This window comes from Streptomyces sp. BYX5S (assembly GCF_054724165.1).
This window is the reverse complement of sequence record NZ_CM138829.1, coordinates 1,121,931-1,141,361: the sequence shown is the minus strand read 5'-3', so window position 1 is coordinate 1,141,361 and position 19,431 is coordinate 1,121,931. Positions and strand designations below refer to the sequence as shown.

Here is a 19,431-nt window from a genome sequence, read left to right as displayed (position 1 = left end):
CCCCCGTTCTCCGTAGCCCCGGTCGCTACTTCGACAGATTCGTCGGCGGTATCGGCGACGCCGCCAGGGACTGCGGGGACGTCGTCGACGCGTACGCCGAGGGGGCCGACACGCCGGCCGTCGGGTCGGCCGGGGGCTCGCCCTCCGGCTGGAGCGGGATGCCGCCGACGATGCGGATGCCCGCCGCGTCGAAGGCCTGCTTGATGCGCCAGCGCAGTTCGCGCGCGATGGTCAGGGACTTGCCGGGCATGGTCTTGGCGGAGACGCCGACCACCATGGAGTCGAGCAGCACGCTGTCCAGGCCGAGCACCTCGACCGGTCCCCACAGCATCTCGTTCCACGGCTCGGACTTGCTCATCTCCTCGGCGACCTCGGTCAGCGTCGCCCGCACCTTGTCGAGGTCCTCGTCGGCGCGGACGGTGACGTCGACGGCGGCGGTGGACCAGCCCTGGGAGAGGTTGCCGATCCGCTTGACCTCGCCGTTGCGCACGTACCAGATCTCGCCCTCTTCGCCCCGCAGCTTCGTGACGCGCAGGCCGACCTCGATGACCTCACCGGACGCGACGCCCGCGTCGATCGTGTCGCCTACGCCGTACTGGTCCTCCAGGATCATGAAGACGCCGGAGAGGAAGTCGGTCACGAGGTTGCGCGCGCCGAAACCGATCGCGACACCGGCGACACCGGCGGAGGCGAGCAGCGGCGCGAGGTTGATCTTGAAGGCGCCGAGCACCATCAGCGCCGCGGTGCCCAGGATCAGGAACGAGGCCACCGAGCGCAGCACGCTGCCGATGGCCTCCGAGCGCTGCCGCCGGCGCTCCACGTTCACGAGGAGTCCGCCGAGCGCGGAGGTCGCGCCGGTCTCGCTCCTGCGGTTCATTCGGGCGACGAACTTGGTGATGGTGCGGCGTATCACGGCGCGCAGCACGAAGGCGATGACGACGATCAGCAGGATCCGCAGACCGACGCTCAGCCAGGCCGACCAGTTCTGCTCGACCCAGCTGGCGGCCTGCCCGGCCTGCTCCTGGGCGTCCTTGAGGGTGGGTTTCGCGGGGTCGGACGAGGCATCGCTCGCCCCCGTGGCCGACAGGACGGACAAGATCACGGCAGGTACCTCCAGGCGTAGCCATCTGCCCGCCTCGGGACAGTGCTCGGGGACAGGAGCGGGCAGATCCACCACACTAACGGGGCATTGTGTGTGGATCGTCGTGATGTTCCAGGGAGAGACCGTGCTCACTCCGGGCCGCCCCGCGGGCCTTGGGTCTCCGGACGCTCCGGACCGGGCAGGAAGTGCCTGTGGTCGAAAACACTCCCAGCCCGTTACGTGGACATGGTGGCGCCATGACCAGCCATGAGGGGAGACTGGCTGGGAGATCGTCCCGGCGCGAGCCACGCGCCGCCGGCGTACAAGGAGGCATCCGTGCCGCATGTCCTGGTCCTCAACGCGTCGTACGAGCCCCTCGGCGTCGTACCGCTCCGCCGCGCGCTCGTACTCGTCCTCGAGAACAAGGCCACGTGCCTCGAGGAGTCCGGCGCCTTCATGCACAGCGCAACACGTACTGTCGCCGCTCCCAGCGTCGTCCGGCTCAAGCGTTTCGTCCGGGTTCCCTACCGGGGGCCCGTTCCTCTGACCCGACGCGCACTGTTCGCCCGTGACGGCGGCCGGTGCATGTACTGCGGTGGCGTCGCAACCAGCGTCGACCACGTGATCCCGCGCAGTCGCGGGGGTCAGCACGCCTGGGAGAACGTGGTGGCGTCGTGCCGCCGCTGCAACCATGTGAAGGCCGACCGTCACCTCGTGGAGATCGGCTGGCGGCTGCGCCACGCGCCGGCTCCGCCGACGGGTCTCGCGTGGCGCATCATCGGGACCGGACACCGGGATCCGCGCTGGCTGCCGTATTTGCAGCCGTTCGGCGCGGACGAGGCGCTGGCCCGGATCGAAGGCATCTCAGCCTGACGCCGATCCGGGCCTTCGTCGTCCCGCCCTCCCCGACCGCCCGAGGGAGGGGTCGCGCACTGCGGGTGCGTGACCCCTCCCCTCCTCTTGACGTCCTCCGCACGGGCGCCTTACCGTCCTCGCACTCTGATAGGAAACCTTCCTAACAGTCACGGTCCGAGGAGACGGGAACCCCGCAGTGGCCGCCACCCCCCGCGACCTGCGCGCCATGAACGACCGCGCCGCGCTCGACCTCCTCGTCGCCCACGGCCCGCTCACCCGCACCCGGATCGGCGAGCTGACCGGCCTGTCCAAGCCGACGGCCTCCCAGCTCCTCGGCCGCCTCGAAGCCGCCGGGCTCGTCCGCACCACCGGCAGCCAGACCGGCCGCCCCGGACCCAACGCCCTGCTCTACGAGATCGCCCCCGGCGCCGCGCACGTCGCCGCCCTGTCCGCAGGACCGGCCGGCCTCACCGCCGTCGTCGCCGACATCACCGGCACCGAGCGCGGCCGCTGCCGCGTCGAGGCCGACGCCGTCGGCGAGGACGCCCGGCACCGCACCGCGCAGCTCGTCGCCGAGGCCGTCGACGGGGCGCTGCGCCAAGCGGGGCTCGGGCGCGGCGACCTGACCGCCACGGTCATCGGCACCCCCGGCGCCATCGACCCGGGCACCGGCCTGCTCCGCTACGCCCCGCACCTGCCGGGCTGGCACTCCCGCACGCTGCGCGACGACCTCGCCCGGGTGCTCGGCACGCCCGTCACCATCGAGAACGACGTCAACCTCGCGGCGGTCGCCGAGCGGCACGAGGGCGCCGCGCGGGGCCACGACGACTTCGTGCTCGCCTACGTCGACGAGGGCGTCGGCGCCGCGATCGTGCTCGGCGGGAGGCCGCTGCGCGGGGCGACCGGCGGCGCCGGGGAGATCGGCTACATGCCCCTGCCCGGCGCTCCCCTGGCGCGCGGCGGCTCCGACGCGGTGGCCCGCGCGGACGGGGGCGGCGGCCTGCAGAGCCTCGTCGCGGCCGCCGCGGTCCGTGAACTCGCGGGTGGCGTGGAGGACTTGGGCGAGGCGATGGGCGACGGCCGGGTCCTGGACGAGGTGGCCCTGCGGCTCGCGACCGGGCTCGCCGCGGTGGTCGCGGTCGTCGACCCAGCCCTCGTCGTGCTGTCCGGGCAGGTGGCCAGGGCGGGCGGCGAGGCGCTGCGCGACCGGGTGGAGGAACGGCTCACCGGGCTCGCCCTGCCCCTCCCCCTGCTCCGCCTCAGCGGCCTCACGGACGACCCCGTCCTCACCGGGGCCCTGAGCGCCGCCCTCGACCGGGCCCGCGCCCGCGTCTTCGACACGAGCAACGCCTGAACCCGCGCGTACGGCTGACGTACGCCCACTTCCACAGAAGGAACCGGTGCATGAAGCTCGCCGTGGTCGGCGGAGGATCGACCTACACACCCGAACTCATCGACGGATTCGCGCGGCTGCGGGACACGCTGCCGATCGAGGAGCTGGTCCTCGTCGACCCGGCGGCCGACCGCCTGGAACTCGTCGGCGGCCTCGCCCGCCGCATCTTCGCCAAGCAGGGCCACCCCGGCGTCATACGGACGACGTCCGACGTGGACGCGGGCGTCGCCGACGCCGACGCGGTCCTGCTCCAGCTGCGCGTCGGCGGGCAGGCCGCCCGGAACCAGGACGAGACGTGGCCGCTGGAGTGCGGCTGCGTCGGACAGGAGACGACCGGTGCGGGCGGCCTCGCGAAGGCGCTGCGGACCGTGCCCGTCGTCCTCGACATCGCCGCACGCGTGCGCCGCGCCAACCCGGACGCCTGGATCATCGACTTCACCAACCCGGTCGGCATCGTGACGCGCGCGCTGCTCCAGGCCGGGCACAGGGCCGTCGGCCTGTGCAACGTGGCGATCGGCTTCCAGCGCAAGTTCGCCAGGCTGCTCGACGTGCCTCCCGCACAGGTGCACCTGGACCACGTCGGCCTCAACCACCTCACGTGGGAGCTGGGTGTGCGCCTGGGCGGCCCCGGCGGCGAGGACGTGCTGCCGCGCCTGCTCGCCGCGCACGGCGACGCCGTCGCCGAGGACCTGCACATGCCGCGCACCCTCGTCGACCGCCTCGGCGTCGTCCCGTCCTACTACCTGCGCTACTACTACCAGCACGACGCGGTCGTACGGGAGCTGCGCACCAAGCCGTCCCGCGCCGCCCAAGTGGCGCAGATGGAGCGCGAGTTGCTGGCCATGTACGGCGATCCGGCGCTCGACGAGAAGCCCGAGCTGCTCGCCAAGCGGGGCGGCGCGTTCTACAGCGAGGCGGCGGTCGACCTGGCCGCGTCGCTCCTCGGCGGCGGGGGCTCCCCTTACCAGGTGGTGAACACGTACAACAACGGCACGCTCCCCTTCCTCCCCGACGACGCGGTGATCGAGGTCCAGACCGCGGTCGACGCGAAGGGCGCGAAGCCGCTGCCCGTGCCGACGCTCAACCCCCTGTACGCGGGCCTGATCGCGAACGTCACGGCGTACGAGGACCTCGCCCTGGAGGCGGCCCTCAAGGGCGGCCGGGACCGCGTCTTCACGGCGCTCCTCTCCCACCCGCTGATCGGCCAGGCCGAGTACGCCGACCGCCTCACGGACGAACTGATCGCGCACAACCGGGAGCACCTCGCGTGGGCATGACCGTCCTCGCCGTCGACGCGGGGAACAGCAAGACGGACGTCGCGGTGGTCGCCGCCGACGGCACCGTCCTCGGCACGGCCCGCGGCGGCGGCTTCCAGCCGCACCGGTCGAACGCCGAACCGGCCGTGGACGTCCTGGCGGAGGCGGTCGACCGGGCGTTCGCACAGGCGGGCGTGGCCGCGGTCGACCACGTCTCGGCCTGCCTCGCGAACGCCGATCTCCCGGTGGAGGAGCGGGAGTTGGCGCAGGCCCTGACCGCCCGCCGCTGGGGATCGCGGGTCGACGTCCGCAACGACACCTTCGCCGTGCTGCGCGCCGGGCTCCTGGAGGACGCGGAACCGCGCGGCGTCGCCGTGGTCTGCGGGGCGGGCGTCAACTGCGCGGGCATGCTCCCCGACGGCCGCACGGCCCGCTTTCCCGCGATCGGCCGGCTCTCGGGCGACTGGGGCGGCGGTGGCGGCCTCGCCGAGGAGGCCCTCTGGTTCGCCGCCCGCGCGGAGGACGGCCGCGGCGACCCCACGGCCCTGGCACGCGACCTGCCCGCCCACTTCGGCCTCGGCTCCATGTACGCCCTGATCGAGGCGCTGCACCTGGGCCGCATCCCGTCGGCCCGCCGCCACGAACTCACCCCGGTCCTCTTCGCCACGGCGGCGTCCGGCGACCCGGTGGCCCGCTCCCTGGTCGACCGGATGGCCGACGAGGTCGTGGCGATGGCGACGGTGGCGCTGCGCCGCCTCGACCTGCTGGAGGCGGAGGTCCCGGTCCTCCTCGGTGGCAGCGTGCTGGCGGCCCGCCATCCGCGACTGAACGACCGGATCGCCGCGTCGCTGGCCGCGAGGGCACCGCGCGCGGTGCCCTGCGTGGTGGCGGAACGCCCGGTGCTGGGGGCGGCGCTCCTCGGCCTCGACGCGGTGGGCGCCCCGCCGCGGGTGCACGCGCGCGTGCGGGAGTTCTTCAGCGCGGCCAGGTGAAGCCGCTGCACCCGATGAGGGTGTAGTCGGACGGGTCGTTCTTCACATGGAAGAACAGCACGGTCCAGTCGCCCGGGTCGTTGCCGAGGGGAATGCCCTTGTCGGCGACCCGCTTGCCCTCGACCCACGACTCGAAGTCGTCGGGGTAGGTGAGCCGGGCCTGCCCGATCAGCGGGTCATCGCCCTTCACCGGCACGTCGTACAGGTCGACGGGCACGGACGAGTAACCGATCTGGAGGTTCTGCGTCGTGCGCCCCTCCCCCAGGTCGTACGGCTTGCCGGTGTCCGGGTCGATGTCGTGCGGGGGCTTCACGGCGGCCGCGACGTAGTAGGGCTTGTGCCCCTTCTCGCCCTGCGGGGCGTACTTGTCGCGGAAGGCCACCTCCACCTCTCCGGTCGCGCGGTCGGGCTCCACGGTCGTCTGGAAGTTCTCGTACCGCTCCTCGGCGGGCATGTTGCACGCGCCGCCCTGTTCGCTGTCGTCGGCCGTCCAGTAGTCGCGGCTGATGCGGTTGTTGTCGATGTACTTCGGCCGGTCCTTCGCCGGGGACGCCGAGGCGCTCGGCGACGACGGCCGCGACGCGCTCGACGACCCGGTCGGCTTCCCGCCGCCCCCGCCGCGCGCGTCCGGATCGCCGTCGCCGCCCATGAGGTTCTGCGCGATCAGCACCGCCGCCACGCCCAGCGCCGCCGCGCCGAGCCCGGCCGACGTGCCCAGGATCCAGCCCCTGCGGCGGGAGGCGGGGGCGGGCGGCAGATACGTGGGCGTGTAGCCGTACGGCGCCGGGGCGCCCTGGGTGGGCAGCGCGTGCGGGCCGGGCTGCGTGGGCGTCGGCGCCGCGGGCGCGGGCCCCGTGGGGACCGGTTCACCGGGGCCGACGAGCGCCGCGTACGCCGGGTCCTCGACGAGCGCGGTGCGCACGGAGCAGCGGGCGATCACCTCGGCGGGCGTGGGCCGCCTGGCCGGGTCCTTGGCGACGCAGGCCTCGACGAGTCCGCCGAGCGGCTCGGGCACCCCCGCGAGGTCGATCGGCTCGTGCACCGCGCGGTAGCTCACCCCGGCGGGTTCGCCCGAGCCGAACGGGGGCCTGCCGGTGGCGGCGTACGCGAGGGTCGCGCCCAGGGCGAACACGTCGGCGGCGGGGCCCGATGCGCGGCCCATCAGCACCTCGGGCGCGGTGAAGCCGGGGGTGCCCGGGGTGCCGCCGGGGTCGGTCAGGGCGGTCTGGGCGGCGCCCCTGGCGATCCCGAAGTCGATCAACTGGGGGCCCTGCGCGGCCAGGATCACGTTCTGCGGCTTCAGGTCCCGGTGGGTGACCTCGTAGGCGTGCACGGCCGCGAGCCCCTCGGCGAGCGCGGCGCCGAGCGCCACGCACGTGGCGGCGGGCAGCGGTCCCTGCGCGCCGACGGCCCTGGCGAGGGTGGGGCCCGCCACGTACTCGGTGGCCAGCCAGTACGGGGCCGCGTCGAGCGAGGCGTCGATGAGGCTCGCGGTGTAGGCGCTGCGCACCGCGCGCACCGTGTCGACCTCCCGTCTGAAGCGCGCCAGCGCCTCGGGGTGGTCGGTGATCTCGTCGCGGATCACCTTGATCGCCACGAGCCGCCCGCCGGGCGACCTCCCCAGATACACCTGTCCCATGCCGCCCGCGCCGAGCCTGCTCAACAGGGCGTACGTTCCGATGACTTGGGGGTCGTTCGCGCGCAAGGGATCCACGGGGAGAGCCTGTCACACGGGATGGAGCTGTTGTTCGAGTTCGGTGAGCTGATCCACGGGCTCCCACCAGGGAACCGACGGGCGTGCGGGCACGTGTTCTGATTCGGGGCCACGCGTGCGCGCGGTCCGTGCGTTCCGCACATGATCCAGTCAATGCCTGTGCGGATGTCGGTCGCGGCAGCGATACTTGCGACCGACGTACGACCATGGGGGAGGGTCGAAGTGACATACCCGTCGAACGGGAGCGTGGCGCCACCGGAGCGTCCCGCCGCCGCGCCGTCGATTCCGGGCGTGCCACCGCAGGCGCAGCGGGGCGGGCCGCCACCCGGTCCGCCCGAGCCGAAGCGGCGTACCGCCTGGGCGGAAGGCGTCGACCGGCTGAAGGCGGCGGCCACGACCGAGCCGGGGCGGCTGCGCATCATCGGGGCCGTACTCGCGCTGCTCGTCGTGGCGTTCGGGGCGACGACGGCGTGGCAGATGACGGACCGTTCGACGGCCGCGGACGACGTGCTGCACTCCAGCCAGCCGCTGAGCGCCGACGCGGCCGACATCTACCGCTCGCTCGCCGACGCCAACACGGCGGCGTCCAGCGGCTTCCTGGCGGGGGGCCAGGAGCCGGCGGCGGTGCGCGACCGGTACGAGCGGGACATCAGGAACGCGGCGGCGAAGCTGGTGACCGCGGCGACCAGCACCGACCCCGACACCCGGTCGGCCCGGACGATCGCGGAGCTGAACCGGCTGCTGCCGCAGTACAAGGGCCTCATCGAGCGGGCCCGTGCCAACAACCGGCAGGGTTTCCCGCTGGGCGGCGCGTATCTGCGGTACGCGAACGAGAAGATGCAGACCGAGATGCTCCCGAAGGCCGAGGACCTCTACAAGACGGAGAACCAGCGGCTGCGCAGCGACTACGACGCGGCGACGCCCTACCCGTGGATCGCCATCGCCCTCGGCGTCCTCGCCCTCGCGGGTCTCGCCTGGGCGCAGCGGCGCAACTACCGTCGTACGAACCGGGTGTTCAACCAGGGGCTGCTCGCCGCCACCGCCGCGTCGACGGTGGTGCTGCTCTGGCTCGTCGTGGGACACACCGTCGCGCGCAGCGGACTCAGTGCGTCCTACGACCATGGCGTACGGTCCCTGAACGTGCTGCACGACGCGAGCATCGCGTCCCTGAAGGCGCGCGGCAGCGAGAACCTGACGCTCGTCAGCCGCGGCGCCGAGACCGTCTCCGTGAACGGCGAGACCAAGGACAAGTACGACGTCGACTTCCAGAAGCAGATGAAGGCACTCGCGACCAAGCTGACCGCCGCGCACGCGCTCGCCGACGACGAGGGCGACGACACCGGCCGCGCGCCCGTGACCAAGGCGAACGCGAGCATGCAGGAGTGGCAGAAACGCCACAAGGACGCCCGCGAGCAGGACGACTCGGGCAACTACCAGGGCGCCCTCGACAAGATCATCGGTTCGAAGCAGGACAAGCCGACGGGTGAGTGCTTCGATCTGGTGGACACGAATCTCGACACGGCCCTCCAGCACGAGCAGCGTCAGTTCAGCACCGAGGCGAGCGGAGGCCGTGACGCGATGACCGGACTGCCCGTGGGCGCCGCCGTGCTGGCGGTGCTCGCCGCGGGCGGCGCGGTGCTCGGTATCGGGCGCAGGCTTTCGGAGTACCGGTGAGAGGGGGTGCGGCGATGAACGACGAGCGAAGGACGACGCGGAGGGTGACCCTGCGCGGCTGGGGCGGCGTGGCGGGCATGGCGGTGGCCTGCGCCCTCACGGCCGTGTTCGCGCTGGTGCTCCCGGTGACGACGCAGGCGCGCCCCGCGGGCGACGGCGGCACCGGCTATGTGCCGGGCGGCGTCGCCGAGGGACAGCCGGCCAGGGCCGCGGCCTGCGACCCGTCGGTGAAGGGCAGGGAGCCGGAGCGCAGCCTGTCCCCCTCGGGCAGCGAGAGCGGCGAGGCGGTCCGGGCGATCAAGGAGCGCGGCTACCTCTCGGTCGGCGTCGACCAGAACAGCTACCGCTGGGGCTACCGGGACCCCAACAGCACGTCGAAGAAGAACGAGTTGGAGGGCTTCGACATCGATCTCGCCCACGAGATCGCGGGCGACATCCTCGGCGACAGGGACGCGATCCGGTTCCGCGCCATCCCCACCAACGAGCGGATCCCGGCGATCCAGCGCGGCGACGTCGACATGGTGGTGCGCACGATGACCATCAGCTGCGAGCGCCTCGAGGACGTCACGTTCTCCACCGGCTACTTCCAGACCGGCCAGCAGGTGCTCGCCCCCAAGACCTCGGACATCGAGGGGTACGGGCCGACGCTCGCGGACAAACGGATCTGCACGGCGGCGGGTTCCACCGCCGAGGAGTCGCTGCGGGAGGCCAAGAAGAAGTCCGTCGACGACGGCGGGCTGCCGCAGAGCACCGACATCTCCACGACGGTGCCGAACCAGCTGGACTGCCTGGTGCGGCTCCAGCTCGGCGAGGTCGACGCGGTGGTCACCGACGGCGCGCTCGCCGCGAGCCAGGCCGCGCAGGACCCGACGGTGCAGCTCAAGGGCGAGCCGTACACCGAGGAGTACTACGGCGTCGCCATGAAGAAGGGCGCGGACGACCTGGTGCGCAGGGTCAACCGGGTCCTGGAGGACTACCGCAAGGACGGCGGCTGGAAGGACAGTTACGACAAGTGGCTGAAGCCGGCGCTCGGAGCGTCCGACGGCCCGCCCGCACCGAAGTACAAGTAGCGGCGCCCGCGCGGCACGGAGCACGGCACGGCAGGGACTTGAGCAGGACTCGGGAAACGAGAGGTGATCGATGGGCGTCGCGGGACCCGCTGGTCCGGTGCTGGACCGGGACGAGGTGGACCGTGCCCTGGCCCGGCTCGGCGCGGAGCACGAGGCGATCGAGACGTCCCTGCTCGCCCTCCAGGACCACGCGGGGCGCCGTCTCCTGGAGGGCGCCCGGCTGACCGGGACGACGCGGGAGCGCTGGGCCTCGGCCGAGCAGGAGATCACGCTGTTGTGGGCGTACTTCGACGCGTACGCGGGGACGCTGCGCACGGCGCGCGAGGTCCGTTCGCGGCGCCGTGTCCCCAGCCGCGGCGACCTGGTGGAGCTGACCGAGCTGCTGCGCGGCGAGTCCGTCACGATCGCCTCCGACCCGGGCGCGGGCGGCTCCTCACCGGAGATCACCGGACCGGCCAAGCTGTCCGAGCAGTTCACGCTGGCGGCGCTCGTCGACCGGATGAACGCGCTGTACGCGTCGTCCCTCGACATGGTGGTGGCCGCCGACGCGGTGTGGTCGGCGCTGCCCGCCCGGATCGACCTGCTCGCCGCCGAGCTGGGCCGCACCCGGCAGCTCGCGCACTCCGTGGGGGTGCGCCCCGGGGAGCACCCGGCGGGCGACGACCTGGAGCGGATCACCAAGTCCCTGGCCCGGATGCGTGAGGAAGTGGTCTCCGACCCGCTGTCGTACTGGCAGAAGGCGTCGGGGAGTTCGGCGCCGGGCGGCGGCCGCCCCGACACCACGGCCTACGACCGGGAGGCGCGCGCCCTGGAGGACGTGCGCCGCGAGATCGAGGCCGTGCTGGGCGTGCGGCAGGACGCGGAGGTGCGGCTCGGCCGGCTGCGGGACGTGCTGTCGCGCGCGGACCGTACGCTCGCCGAGGCGCGCTCGGCGCGCGGTGAGGTGCTGGCGAAGATAGCCGGGTCGGACGTGCCCGCGGTGTCGGGCCCGCCGACGGTGCTCCAGGAGCAGTTGGCGACGGCCGCCGAGTACCGCAGGCACGGCCAGTGGAACCGGCTGTCGCCGCTCCTGGAGTCGCTGGAGACGAAGGCCGAGGACGAACTGCTGCGCGCCCGCGAGTCGTTGACGGCCGTGACGGCGCCGCTGGCGGTCCGCGCGGAGCTGCGCGGACGGCTCGACGCGTACAAGGCGAAGGTGGCGACGCTCGGTTACGCCGAGGATCCGTTCCTAGTGGAGCGGTACGACGCGGCGCGGCGCATGCTGTGGAGCGCGCCCTGCGACCTGCGCGCGGCGGAGGCGGCGGTGCTGAGATATCAGCGGGCGGCGAGAGATGTGCTCGCCGCCCCCATGGACAGGGGGGAGTCGTAGTCGTGGTCGAGGCGGGCAGGTGCACGCGGCCCGGGTGCACGGGGTCGTACGAGGACATGGGCGGGGAGCTGTACTGCGACACGTGCGGCCTCAGGGCGCAGGAGTCCGGCGCGGCGGGTACGCCCGGCAGCGGGGTGGCCTCCGGCGGCTCCGGCGCCACCGTGGCGCCGAACGGATCGCCGGTCGCCGACCCGCGCGCCGCGTCGACGTTCGGCGGCCCGTCCGGCGTGGGCGCCGCGCCCCCCGGCTCCGGCGCCACCCCGGCGCGCAACGGCTCGCCGGTCGTCGGCGGGCCGCGGTTCGGCGCCGGGGACAGCGCCGCCACGCACCGGCCCGCCGCCCGTCCGCAGGCCCTCGCGGCCGCGCCGGCCGCGCCCGCCGCGGCGTCGTCCTGCCAGCGCCCCGGGTGTTCCGGGTCGTACGAGGACATGGGCGGCGGCGAGCTGTACTGCGACACGTGCGGGCTCGCCCCGGTGGTGTCGCCGAGCGGGATGGTGGCGTCGCCGCCGACGGGCATCGCCGGTGGCGGGCACCGCGGTTCGCAGAGCTCCGGCTCGCGGTCCTCGTCCCGGTCGGCGCGGACCTCGGCGCGCTCCTCGCAGTCCCGCAGATCGGTGTCGGGCCGGCTCTCCCGCTCCCTGTCGGGGAGTTCGACGTCGCGGTCGGTGTCGGTGCGCAGCTCCGGGGCGGGCGCGAGCGGTTCGGGCCGGGCGCGGCTCGGCGTGGGCCTGGTCTCGGTGCCGGACGTGCCGCGCCCCGACCCGCGCGCGATGGTGCAGGAGCACCCCGAGGTGCCGGAGCGCAAGCGGTTCTGCTCGCGCTCGGACTGCGGTGCCCCGGTGGGCCGTTCGCGCGGCGACCGGCCGGGCCGGACGGAAGGGTTCTGCACCAAGTGCGGCCACCCGTACTCCTTCGTGCCGAAGCTGGACGCGGGCGACGTCGTGCACGGCCAGTACGAGGTCGTGGGCTGTCTCGCGCACGGCGGCCTCGGCTGGGTGTACCTGGCGATAGACCGCGCCGTGTCCGACCGCTGGGTGGTCCTCAAGGGCCTGCTCGACACGGGCGACCAGGACGCGATGGCCGCCGCGATCTCGGAGCGCCGCTTCCTGGCGGAGATCGAGCACTCCAACATCGTGCGGATCTACAACTTCGTCGAGCACCTCGACCCGCGCACCGGCTCCCTGGACGGCTACATCGTCATGGAGTACGTCGGCGGCAAGTCCCTGAAGGAGATCGCCAACGAGCGGCGCACTCCGCAGGGACGGCGGGACCCGCTGCCGGTGGAGCAGGCGTGCGCGTACGGCATCGAGGCGCTGGAGGCGCTCGGCCATCTGCACAGCCGCAACCTCCTCTACTGCGACTTCAAGGTCGACAACGCGATCCAGACCGAGGACCAGCTCAAGCTCATCGACATGGGCGCGGTCCGCCGGATGGACGACGACGAGTCCGCGATCTACGGCACGGTCGGCTTCCAGGCGCCGGAGGTCGCGGAGCTGGGCCCGTCGGTCGCCTCGGACCTCTACACCGTGGCCCGTACGCTCGCCCTGCTCACCTTCGACTTCCAGGGCTACACGAACGTGTTCGTGGACTCCCTGCCCGACCCCGACAACATCGAGGTCTTCCGCCGTTACGAGTCGTTCTACCGGCTCCTGGTGCGCGCCACGGACCCGGATCCGGCCCGCCGGTTCGCCTCCGCGCAGGAGATGGCCGAGCAGCTGACCGGGGTGCTGCGCGAGGTCGTCGCGCTCCAGACGGGCCGCCCGAGGCCCGCCCTGTCGACGCTGTTCGGGCCCGAAGTGAAGGTCACGGACACGGAGTTGTTCGGCCGCTTCGAGGGCGAGGTGTCACCCCTCGGGGCGCGGCAGACGCCCGTGCGCACGCGGCGGAGGGCGGGGCAGGCGCTGCCGGCCGTGCCGCCGCAGCCCGCGCTGCCGCCGTCCTCCGCCGAACTCGTCAAGCCGTTGCAGGGACAGGGCACGGCGCTGGCGCTCCCGGTGCCGCGCGTGGACCCCGGCGACCCGAACGCGGGGTTCCTCGCGGGCCTGATGACGTCGGCCCCCGCCGAGCTGATCGCGGCCCTGCACGCGGCGCCGACGGGCTCCCTCGAACTGCGCCTGCGGGAGCTGCGGGCCCGCCTGGAGATGGGCGAACTCGACTCGGCGGCCCGGGGTCTGGCGGCCCTGGAGGCCGACCATCCGGACGACTGGCGGGTGGTCTGGTACCGGGGCGTCGCGGCGCTGGCGACCGGCGACCACACCAACGCGGCGCTGTCCTTCGACGCGATCTACGACGCGTTCCCCGGCGAGCCCGCACCGAAGCTGGCGCTCGGCGTGTGCGCGGAGGTGCTGGGCCAGCTCGACAACGCGGCGGAGTACTACCGCCTGGTGTGGTCGACGGATCCGAGTTACGTCAGCGCGGCGTTCGGCCTCGCGCGCGTGCAGCTCGCCTCCGGTGACCGGGGCGGCGCGGTGCGCACCCTGGAGTCGGTGCCCGAGTCGTCGATCCACTACACGGCGGCGCGGGTCGCCGCGGTGCGGGCGCGGCTGCGGGGGCGCATGGCGCAGGGGGTGAACGGGGATCCGCTGCTGGGCGATCTGACGGCCGCCGCGGGGCAGGTCGAGGCGCTCGACTCGTTCGGCCTCGACGCGGTGCGCCGCGAGCAGTTGTCCACCGAGGTGCTCGGCACGGCGCTGGACTGGGTACTCTCCGGTAGGCAGGGTTCCGGTCCTGCGCAGGGCCCCGTGAGCACGGTGGTTCTCGGCAGCGATCTGGACGAGCGCGGTCTCCGCCTCGGTCTGGAGCGCTCGTACCGGACCCTGGCCAGGCTCGCTCAGCGCGGCGAGGAGAGGATCGAACTGGTGGAGCGGGCCAACCGCTACCGCCCCCGGACGTGGGTGTGAGGATGTCGCAGACGCACAAGGCGGCCGCTATGTCAGTGTGTCCCAGCTGCGAGGAGCCTCTGGAAGAGGCAGATCGCTTCTGCGGGGCGTGCGGATACGACCTTTCCTCGGCCGGAGGCCCGCCGCGGCCCGCGGCGGTGGACGCCGCCGCCGAGGAGCCCGCTTCCGTCGAGTGGCCGACCGCGCCGGACCGGGACAGTTCGGACGTGCCCGCCCCGGAGCACCTGCCGACCGACCTCCAGGGCACGGCGTCGGACGGCTCCGAACTCCCCACCGCCGTGCGCTTCGACGGGCCGGAGGCCGACGACGGGTTCCCGCTCGCGGCGCCCGACCCGCGCACCGCGACGCCCGAGGAGCTGGACGCCGCCACGCCCGCGGCCGGCACCAAGCTGTGCGTGGCCTGCCGCTCCGGGCACGTGGACCCGGACGGCTACTGCGAGAACTGCGGGCACGCGCAGCCGCGCGAACGGGACCACATGGAGCAGGAGTTGGACGCGGTCGCCGCGGTCAGCGACCGGGGGCTGCGGCACCACAGGAACGAGGACGCCTTCGCGATCTCCTCCGCCGCGCTGCCCGACGGCTCGGCGGCCGTCGTCGCCGTGGTCTGCGACGGGGTGTCGTCGGCGACCCGCCCGGACGACGCCTCGCTCGCCGCGACCCGCTCCGCCAACGAGGCGCTGCACGAGGCGCTGCCGCGCGGCACGCACCCGCAGCAGGCCATGCACGAGTCGATCGTCGCGGCGGCGGAGGCGGTCAACGCGCTGGCGCAGGAGCCCGAGACGGCCCGCGAGCACAAGCCGCACCAGAACGCGCCGGCGTGCACGTTCGTCGCGTCCGTCGTCACCAAGGAGCTGCTCGTCGTCGGCTGGGTCGGCGACTCGCGCGCCTACTGGGTGCCCGACGACCGCGAGGCGCCCGCGGCCCGGCTCACCGAGGACGACTCGTGGGCCGCGCAGATGGTGGCGGCGGGCCTGATGAGCGAGGCGGAGGCGTACGCGGACGAGCGGGCGCACGCGATCACGGGCTGGCTCGGCGCGGACGCGTACGAACTGGAGCCGCACACCGCGTCGTTCAAGCCGGACCGCCCCGGCGTGATCGTGGTCTGCACGGACGGGCTGTGGAACTACGCGGAGTCCGCCGACGACATGGCCCGGGTGCTGCCCACCGACGCCGCCCGCCGCCCGCTGCACGGCGCGCAGGTCCTCGTCGGACACGCGCTCGACGGCGGGGGCCACGACAACGTAACAGTGGCGGTCCTGCCGTTCCCCGTGGCGCAGACGGGGGCAGGATCGGCGTAACCGCGAGAACAGCGGGCAAATGGTCTTGTTCAGGGGGGACTTGACATTATGGCCAATTTCTCGAAATCGCACGTTCCGCAGTTCAGCGTCGAGGTCTACCAGAACGAGTACCTGCCGGAGGGCGGCCGCGAGGTCAACGCGATCGTCACGGTGACCTCGACCGGGGGCGGCACCGTGGGCGGCGCGGTCGGCGCGCCGCACCTCTACAGCGCGGCGGGCGGCGGTCCGGACGCCGCGGTGGCGCTGATGGTGGACTGCTCCGGCTCCATGGACTATCCGACGACCAAGATGCGGGGCGCGCGCGAGGCCTCGGCCGCCGCGATCGACGCGCTGCGCGACGGCGTGCACTTCGCGGTGATCGCGGGCACGCACGTGGCCAAGGAGGTCTACCCCGGCAGCGGCCGTCTCGCCGTCGCGGACGCGACCACGCGCGGGCAGGCCAAGCACGCGCTGCGCAAGCTGTCGGCGGGCGGGGGCACGGCGATCGGCACCTGGCTGCGGCTGGCCGACACGCTCCTGGGGTCGGCGGACGTCACGATCAAGCACGGCATCCTACTCACCGACGGGCGCAACGAGCACGAGTCGCCGGACGAGCTGCGGGCCACGCTGGACGCCTGCGCGGGCCGGTTCACCTGCGACGCCCGCGGCGTCGGCACGGACTGGGAGGTGAAGGAGGTCACGGGCATCGCCTCGGCCCTCCTCGGCACCGCCGACATCGTTGCCGACCCGGCCCATCTCGCCGAGGACTTCACGCAGATGATGGAGACGGCGATGGGCAAGGAGGTCGCGGACGTGAGCCTGCGGCTGTGGACGCCGCTCGGCTCCGAGGTCGCGTTCGTGAAGCAAGTGGCGCCCACGATGGAGGAGTTGACGGACCGCCGCACCGAGGCGGGCCCGCGGGCGGGCGACTACCCCACCGGCTCCTGGGGCGACGAGTCCCGCGACTACCACGTGTGCGTGCGGGTCCCGAACGCCGAGCTGGGCCAGGAGATGCTCGCGGCCCGCGTCTCCCTGGTGATCCCGCAGCCGGACGGCTCGGCGCAGGCCGTGGCGCCCGGGGCACAGGGCCTCGTCCGCGCGGTGTGGACGGACGACATGGTGGCCTCTACGTCCATCAACCCGCAGGTCGCCCACTACACGGGCCAGGCGGAACTGGCACAAGTCATCCAGCAGGGACTCGACGCCCGAAAGTCGGGCGATGCGGACGGGGCCACCGCGAAGCTGGGCCGCGCGGTGCAGCTCGCGGCGCTCTCTGGGAACGCGGATACGGCGAAGCTGCTTTCGAAGGTGGTGGACGTGGTGGACGCCGCGGAAGGTACTGTTCGATTGAAGGCGAAGGTCGCGGAGGCCGACGAGATGACTCTCGAGACCCGGTCGACGAAGACGGTTCGCGTCAAGAAGTAATCATCGAAGAAACCACCCACGCACTACCGCAAGCCCGGCTTGCACTTGAAGGAGAGGGGGAAGCGCCGACATGCCGACCTGCCCGAACGGACACCAGTCGGGTTCCGACGACTGGTGCGAGGTCTGCGGTCACCGCATGGCCGGTGCCGTGCCCCCGCCCCCTCCGCCGCCCCCGGCCGCCGGCTACGGCTATCCGCAGCCGGCGCCGCCGCAGGCGCCGCAGGGTGGGGCAGGCACACCCGAACTGTGCCCGCAGTGCCGCACGCCGCGTGAGGGCGGCGCGCCGTTCTGTGAGGAGTGCCGCTGGAACTTCCTCACGAACACGGCGACGTCGTACACCCCGGCGGCCCCGAACCCGCCGCTGCCCACGTCGGGCGGCCAGGGCGGTCCCGGTGCGCCCGGCCCCGGGGGCCCGAACCCGGCGCTGCGCTTCCAGCAGCCGCCGCCCGGCCCCGACAGTTACGAGTACCAGGGCTCGCGGCCCTCGCAGATGAACCGGCCCGCGGAGCCGATCCCGCCGTCCCCGTTCGGAAACGAGCCGTCCGGGCAGACGCCGCCCCCGCCGTCGTTCGACGGTCCGGGGCACAACGGCACGGGCGGCGGTGGCCCGCAGGGCTTCCAGCAGCAGTCCGCCCCGCCCGCCCCGGCGCCGCCCGCGCAGCCGGGTCCGCCGCAGCAGGGCCCGCCTCAGGGTCCGCCGACCGGTCACCCCGGTCCGCCGCCGCCCGGTCCCGCGCAGCCCGTGCAGCCCGGGCCCATGCAGCCCCCGCCGCCCGGCTTCCCGCAGCACCACGACCCGCAGGGGCCGCCCCCGCCGCCGCCCGGCCCGTCGTTCGGCGGCCCGGCCGGGGACGACTGGACGCTGACGCCCCCGTCGGGTCCCTCGACGACGCCGCCGCCGTTCCACCAGGAGCAGCAGGGCCCGCTGACGTGGTCGGCGACGATCGGCCCGGACCGCGACTACTTCATGGCGATGATGCAGCGCAGCGGCCCCGAGGCCTCGGGGCTCAACCTGCCCGCGTACTCGCCGGAGCAGCAGCGCCAGCTCACCGGGAACCAGATCTCGATCGGCCGCCGCCGCCACTCCACCGGGGAGTCCCCCGACATCGACCTGTCGGTGCCGCCGGAGGACCCGGGCGTCTCGCACCAGCACGCGGTGCTCGTGCAGCAGCCGGACGGCACGTGGGCGGTCGTCGACCAGAACTCCACGAACGGCACGACCGTCAACGGCGGCGACGAACCGATCCAGCCGTTCGTCCCGGTGCCGCTCCAGGACGGTGACCGGGTGCACGTCGGAGCGTGGACGACGATCACGATCCGACGCGGCTGAGCGGACACGGCGGCAGGACGTTGCCGGGCGCCTCGGGCCTGTCGGCCTAGTGGGTGCCCGGCAATTCCCATGTGTGGGGTCCGTCCGGATCGTCGAGCCAGGCCCACTGGCGGTCGGCGCGCACGGTCATCCCGAACCGTTCGCGCTCGGGCCTGCCCCGCTCCTCCCACAGCGCGAGCGCCTCGCGCGCGTCGAGGTGACCGGAGGCCAGCGCCAGCAGGAACCGGAACAACTGGTCCCGCAGCACGTCGCGCGGCACTCCCCCGAGCCGCGGCCCCGGCGCCCGTCCCCCGCCACCGCGCAGCGCCATGAAGTACGCGGGCGTGCGCAGAAACCGCCCCTGCGCGTACGGCGCCTCACCGGGGCACACGTCGAGAACCACCAGCCCCGTCGCCACCGGGGCGAGAATCCGTGCTCCGGGCGCGCACTGGCCCAGCCACTCCACCGGTATCGAGGGCAGCGCACAGGTCGCCATGATCCGGTCGTAGGGCGCCCGCTGCGGGCAGCCCCGCATCCCGTCGCCCGTGACGACGGCCGGCCGGTACCCGGCGGCGGCCAGGTGGCCGCGCGCCGACTCCGTGATCTCCGGATCGAGGTCGACGGACGTGACGTTCTCCTCACCGACCCGGTGCGCCAGCAGCGCCGCGTTGTACCCGGTGCCCGCCCCGATCTCCAGGACCCGGTCCCCGTCCCGTACGCGCAGCTCCACGAGCATCCGCGCCATGAGCGACGGCTGGCTGCTCGACGACACCAGCTCCCCGTCCCGCAGCCGGGTGGCCAGCGGCTCGTCCGCATAGGCCCCCCGCACCCACCGCTCGCGCCTCTCGGGGTCGGGATGCTCCCCCCACAACCGCTCGTATCCCCCGGGTACGCCGAGAAAGTAGTACGGCACGAACAGGTGCCGCGGTACCTCGGCGAACGCCTCCCGCCACACCGGGTCCGCGGCCCAGGCACCACTGTGATCGATCTCGCGCACGAGTCCGGCCCGCGCCCGTACGGCGAGCTCCTCCAGGTTCCGGGTGTGCTCTGCGCCCATATGTCCACTGTGCTGCGCGTCCGCCGAAACAGCGAGCCCCGCTCCGGAACGGAAGGGTC

General features: G+C 73.6%; 14 protein-coding genes. 11 read left to right on the top strand and 3 right to left on the bottom strand.

Going from position 1 to position 19,431, the window contains the following annotated elements:
* Window positions 1-25: 25 nt before the first annotated feature.
* A complete protein-coding gene (locus ACYBSK_RS05135) occupies window positions 26-1,102 on the bottom strand; it encodes a mechanosensitive ion channel family protein (protein ID WP_457475638.1) in 1,077 nt (358 codons plus the stop codon).
* A 315-nt stretch (window positions 1,103-1,417) separates the two neighbouring features.
* Between ACYBSK_RS05135 and ACYBSK_RS05130 the strand changes: the two genes are divergently transcribed.
* The 4 genes from ACYBSK_RS05130 (at window position 1,418) to ACYBSK_RS05115 (ending at window position 5,577) form a co-directional block, all read left to right on the top strand.
* Window positions 1,418-1,954, top strand: a complete 537-nt coding sequence (locus tag ACYBSK_RS05130) for an HNH endonuclease (protein ID WP_356376788.1) — start codon at window positions 1,418-1,420, stop codon at window positions 1,952-1,954.
* A 208-nt stretch (window positions 1,955-2,162) separates the two neighbouring features.
* On the top strand, window positions 2,163-3,290 hold the full coding sequence (locus ACYBSK_RS05125; protein ID WP_460246964.1) for an ROK family transcriptional regulator: 1,128 nt from the start codon (window positions 2,163-2,165) through the stop codon (window positions 3,288-3,290).
* 50 nt (window positions 3,291-3,340) lie between these two features.
* Window positions 3,341-4,606: a 6-phospho-beta-glucosidase gene (locus ACYBSK_RS05120; RefSeq protein ID WP_460245309.1), complete on the top strand. Its 1,266-nt coding sequence runs from the start codon at window positions 3,341-3,343 to the stop codon at window positions 4,604-4,606.
* Window positions 4,603-5,577: an N-acetylglucosamine kinase gene (locus tag ACYBSK_RS05115; RefSeq protein WP_460246963.1), complete on the top strand. Its 975-nt coding sequence runs from the start codon at window positions 4,603-4,605 to the stop codon at window positions 5,575-5,577. The genes ACYBSK_RS05120 and ACYBSK_RS05115 overlap by 4 nt, the downstream gene beginning before the upstream one ends.
* On the opposite strand, the gene ACYBSK_RS05110 is transcribed toward ACYBSK_RS05115, so the two are convergent.
* Window positions 5,561-7,291, bottom strand: coding sequence for a serine/threonine-protein kinase (locus tag ACYBSK_RS05110; protein WP_460245308.1), 1,731 nt, complete (start codon window positions 7,289-7,291; stop codon window positions 5,561-5,563). The genes ACYBSK_RS05115 and ACYBSK_RS05110 overlap by 17 nt on opposite strands.
* A 222-nt stretch (window positions 7,292-7,513) precedes the next feature.
* On the opposite strand from ACYBSK_RS05110, the gene ACYBSK_RS05105 reads away from it, so the two are divergent.
* The 7 genes from ACYBSK_RS05105 (at window position 7,514) to ACYBSK_RS05075 (ending at window position 18,336) form a co-directional block, all read left to right on the top strand.
* Window positions 7,514-8,965, top strand: coding sequence for a hypothetical protein (locus tag ACYBSK_RS05105; RefSeq protein WP_460245307.1), 1,452 nt, complete (start codon window positions 7,514-7,516; stop codon window positions 8,963-8,965).
* Between the two features lie 14 nt (window positions 8,966-8,979).
* Window positions 8,980-10,035 (top strand): glutamate ABC transporter substrate-binding protein, encoded by a 1,056-nt coding sequence (locus tag ACYBSK_RS05100; RefSeq protein WP_460245306.1) that lies wholly within the window; start codon window positions 8,980-8,982, stop codon window positions 10,033-10,035.
* Window positions 10,036-10,105: 70 nt separating this feature from the next.
* Entirely contained in the window at window positions 10,106-11,404 is a 1,299-nt protein-coding gene (locus ACYBSK_RS05095) for a hypothetical protein (protein ID WP_460245305.1), read from the top strand.
* A gap of 56 nt (window positions 11,405-11,460) precedes the next feature.
* On the top strand, window positions 11,461-14,304 hold the full coding sequence (locus ACYBSK_RS05090; protein ID WP_460246962.1) for a serine/threonine-protein kinase: 2,844 nt from the start codon (window positions 11,461-11,463) through the stop codon (window positions 14,302-14,304).
* A gap of 2 nt (window positions 14,305-14,306) precedes the next feature.
* Window positions 14,307-15,602: a protein phosphatase 2C domain-containing protein gene (locus ACYBSK_RS05085; protein ID WP_460245304.1), complete on the top strand. Its 1,296-nt coding sequence runs from the start codon at window positions 14,307-14,309 to the stop codon at window positions 15,600-15,602.
* A gap of 48 nt (window positions 15,603-15,650) precedes the next feature.
* Window positions 15,651-17,006: a vWA domain-containing protein gene (locus ACYBSK_RS05080; RefSeq protein ID WP_460245303.1), complete on the top strand. Its 1,356-nt coding sequence runs from the start codon at window positions 15,651-15,653 to the stop codon at window positions 17,004-17,006.
* Window positions 17,007-17,076: 70 nt separating this feature from the next.
* Window positions 17,077-18,336, top strand: coding sequence for an FHA domain-containing protein (locus ACYBSK_RS05075; RefSeq protein WP_457475630.1), 1,260 nt, complete (start codon window positions 17,077-17,079; stop codon window positions 18,334-18,336).
* A 46-nt stretch (window positions 18,337-18,382) separates the two neighbouring features.
* Here ACYBSK_RS05075 and ACYBSK_RS05070 read toward each other — a convergent pair whose 3' ends face one another.
* Window positions 18,383-19,372, bottom strand: a complete 990-nt coding sequence (locus ACYBSK_RS05070) for a methyltransferase domain-containing protein (protein WP_460245302.1) — start codon at window positions 19,370-19,372, stop codon at window positions 18,383-18,385.
* Window positions 19,373-19,431: the final 59 nt, after the last annotated feature.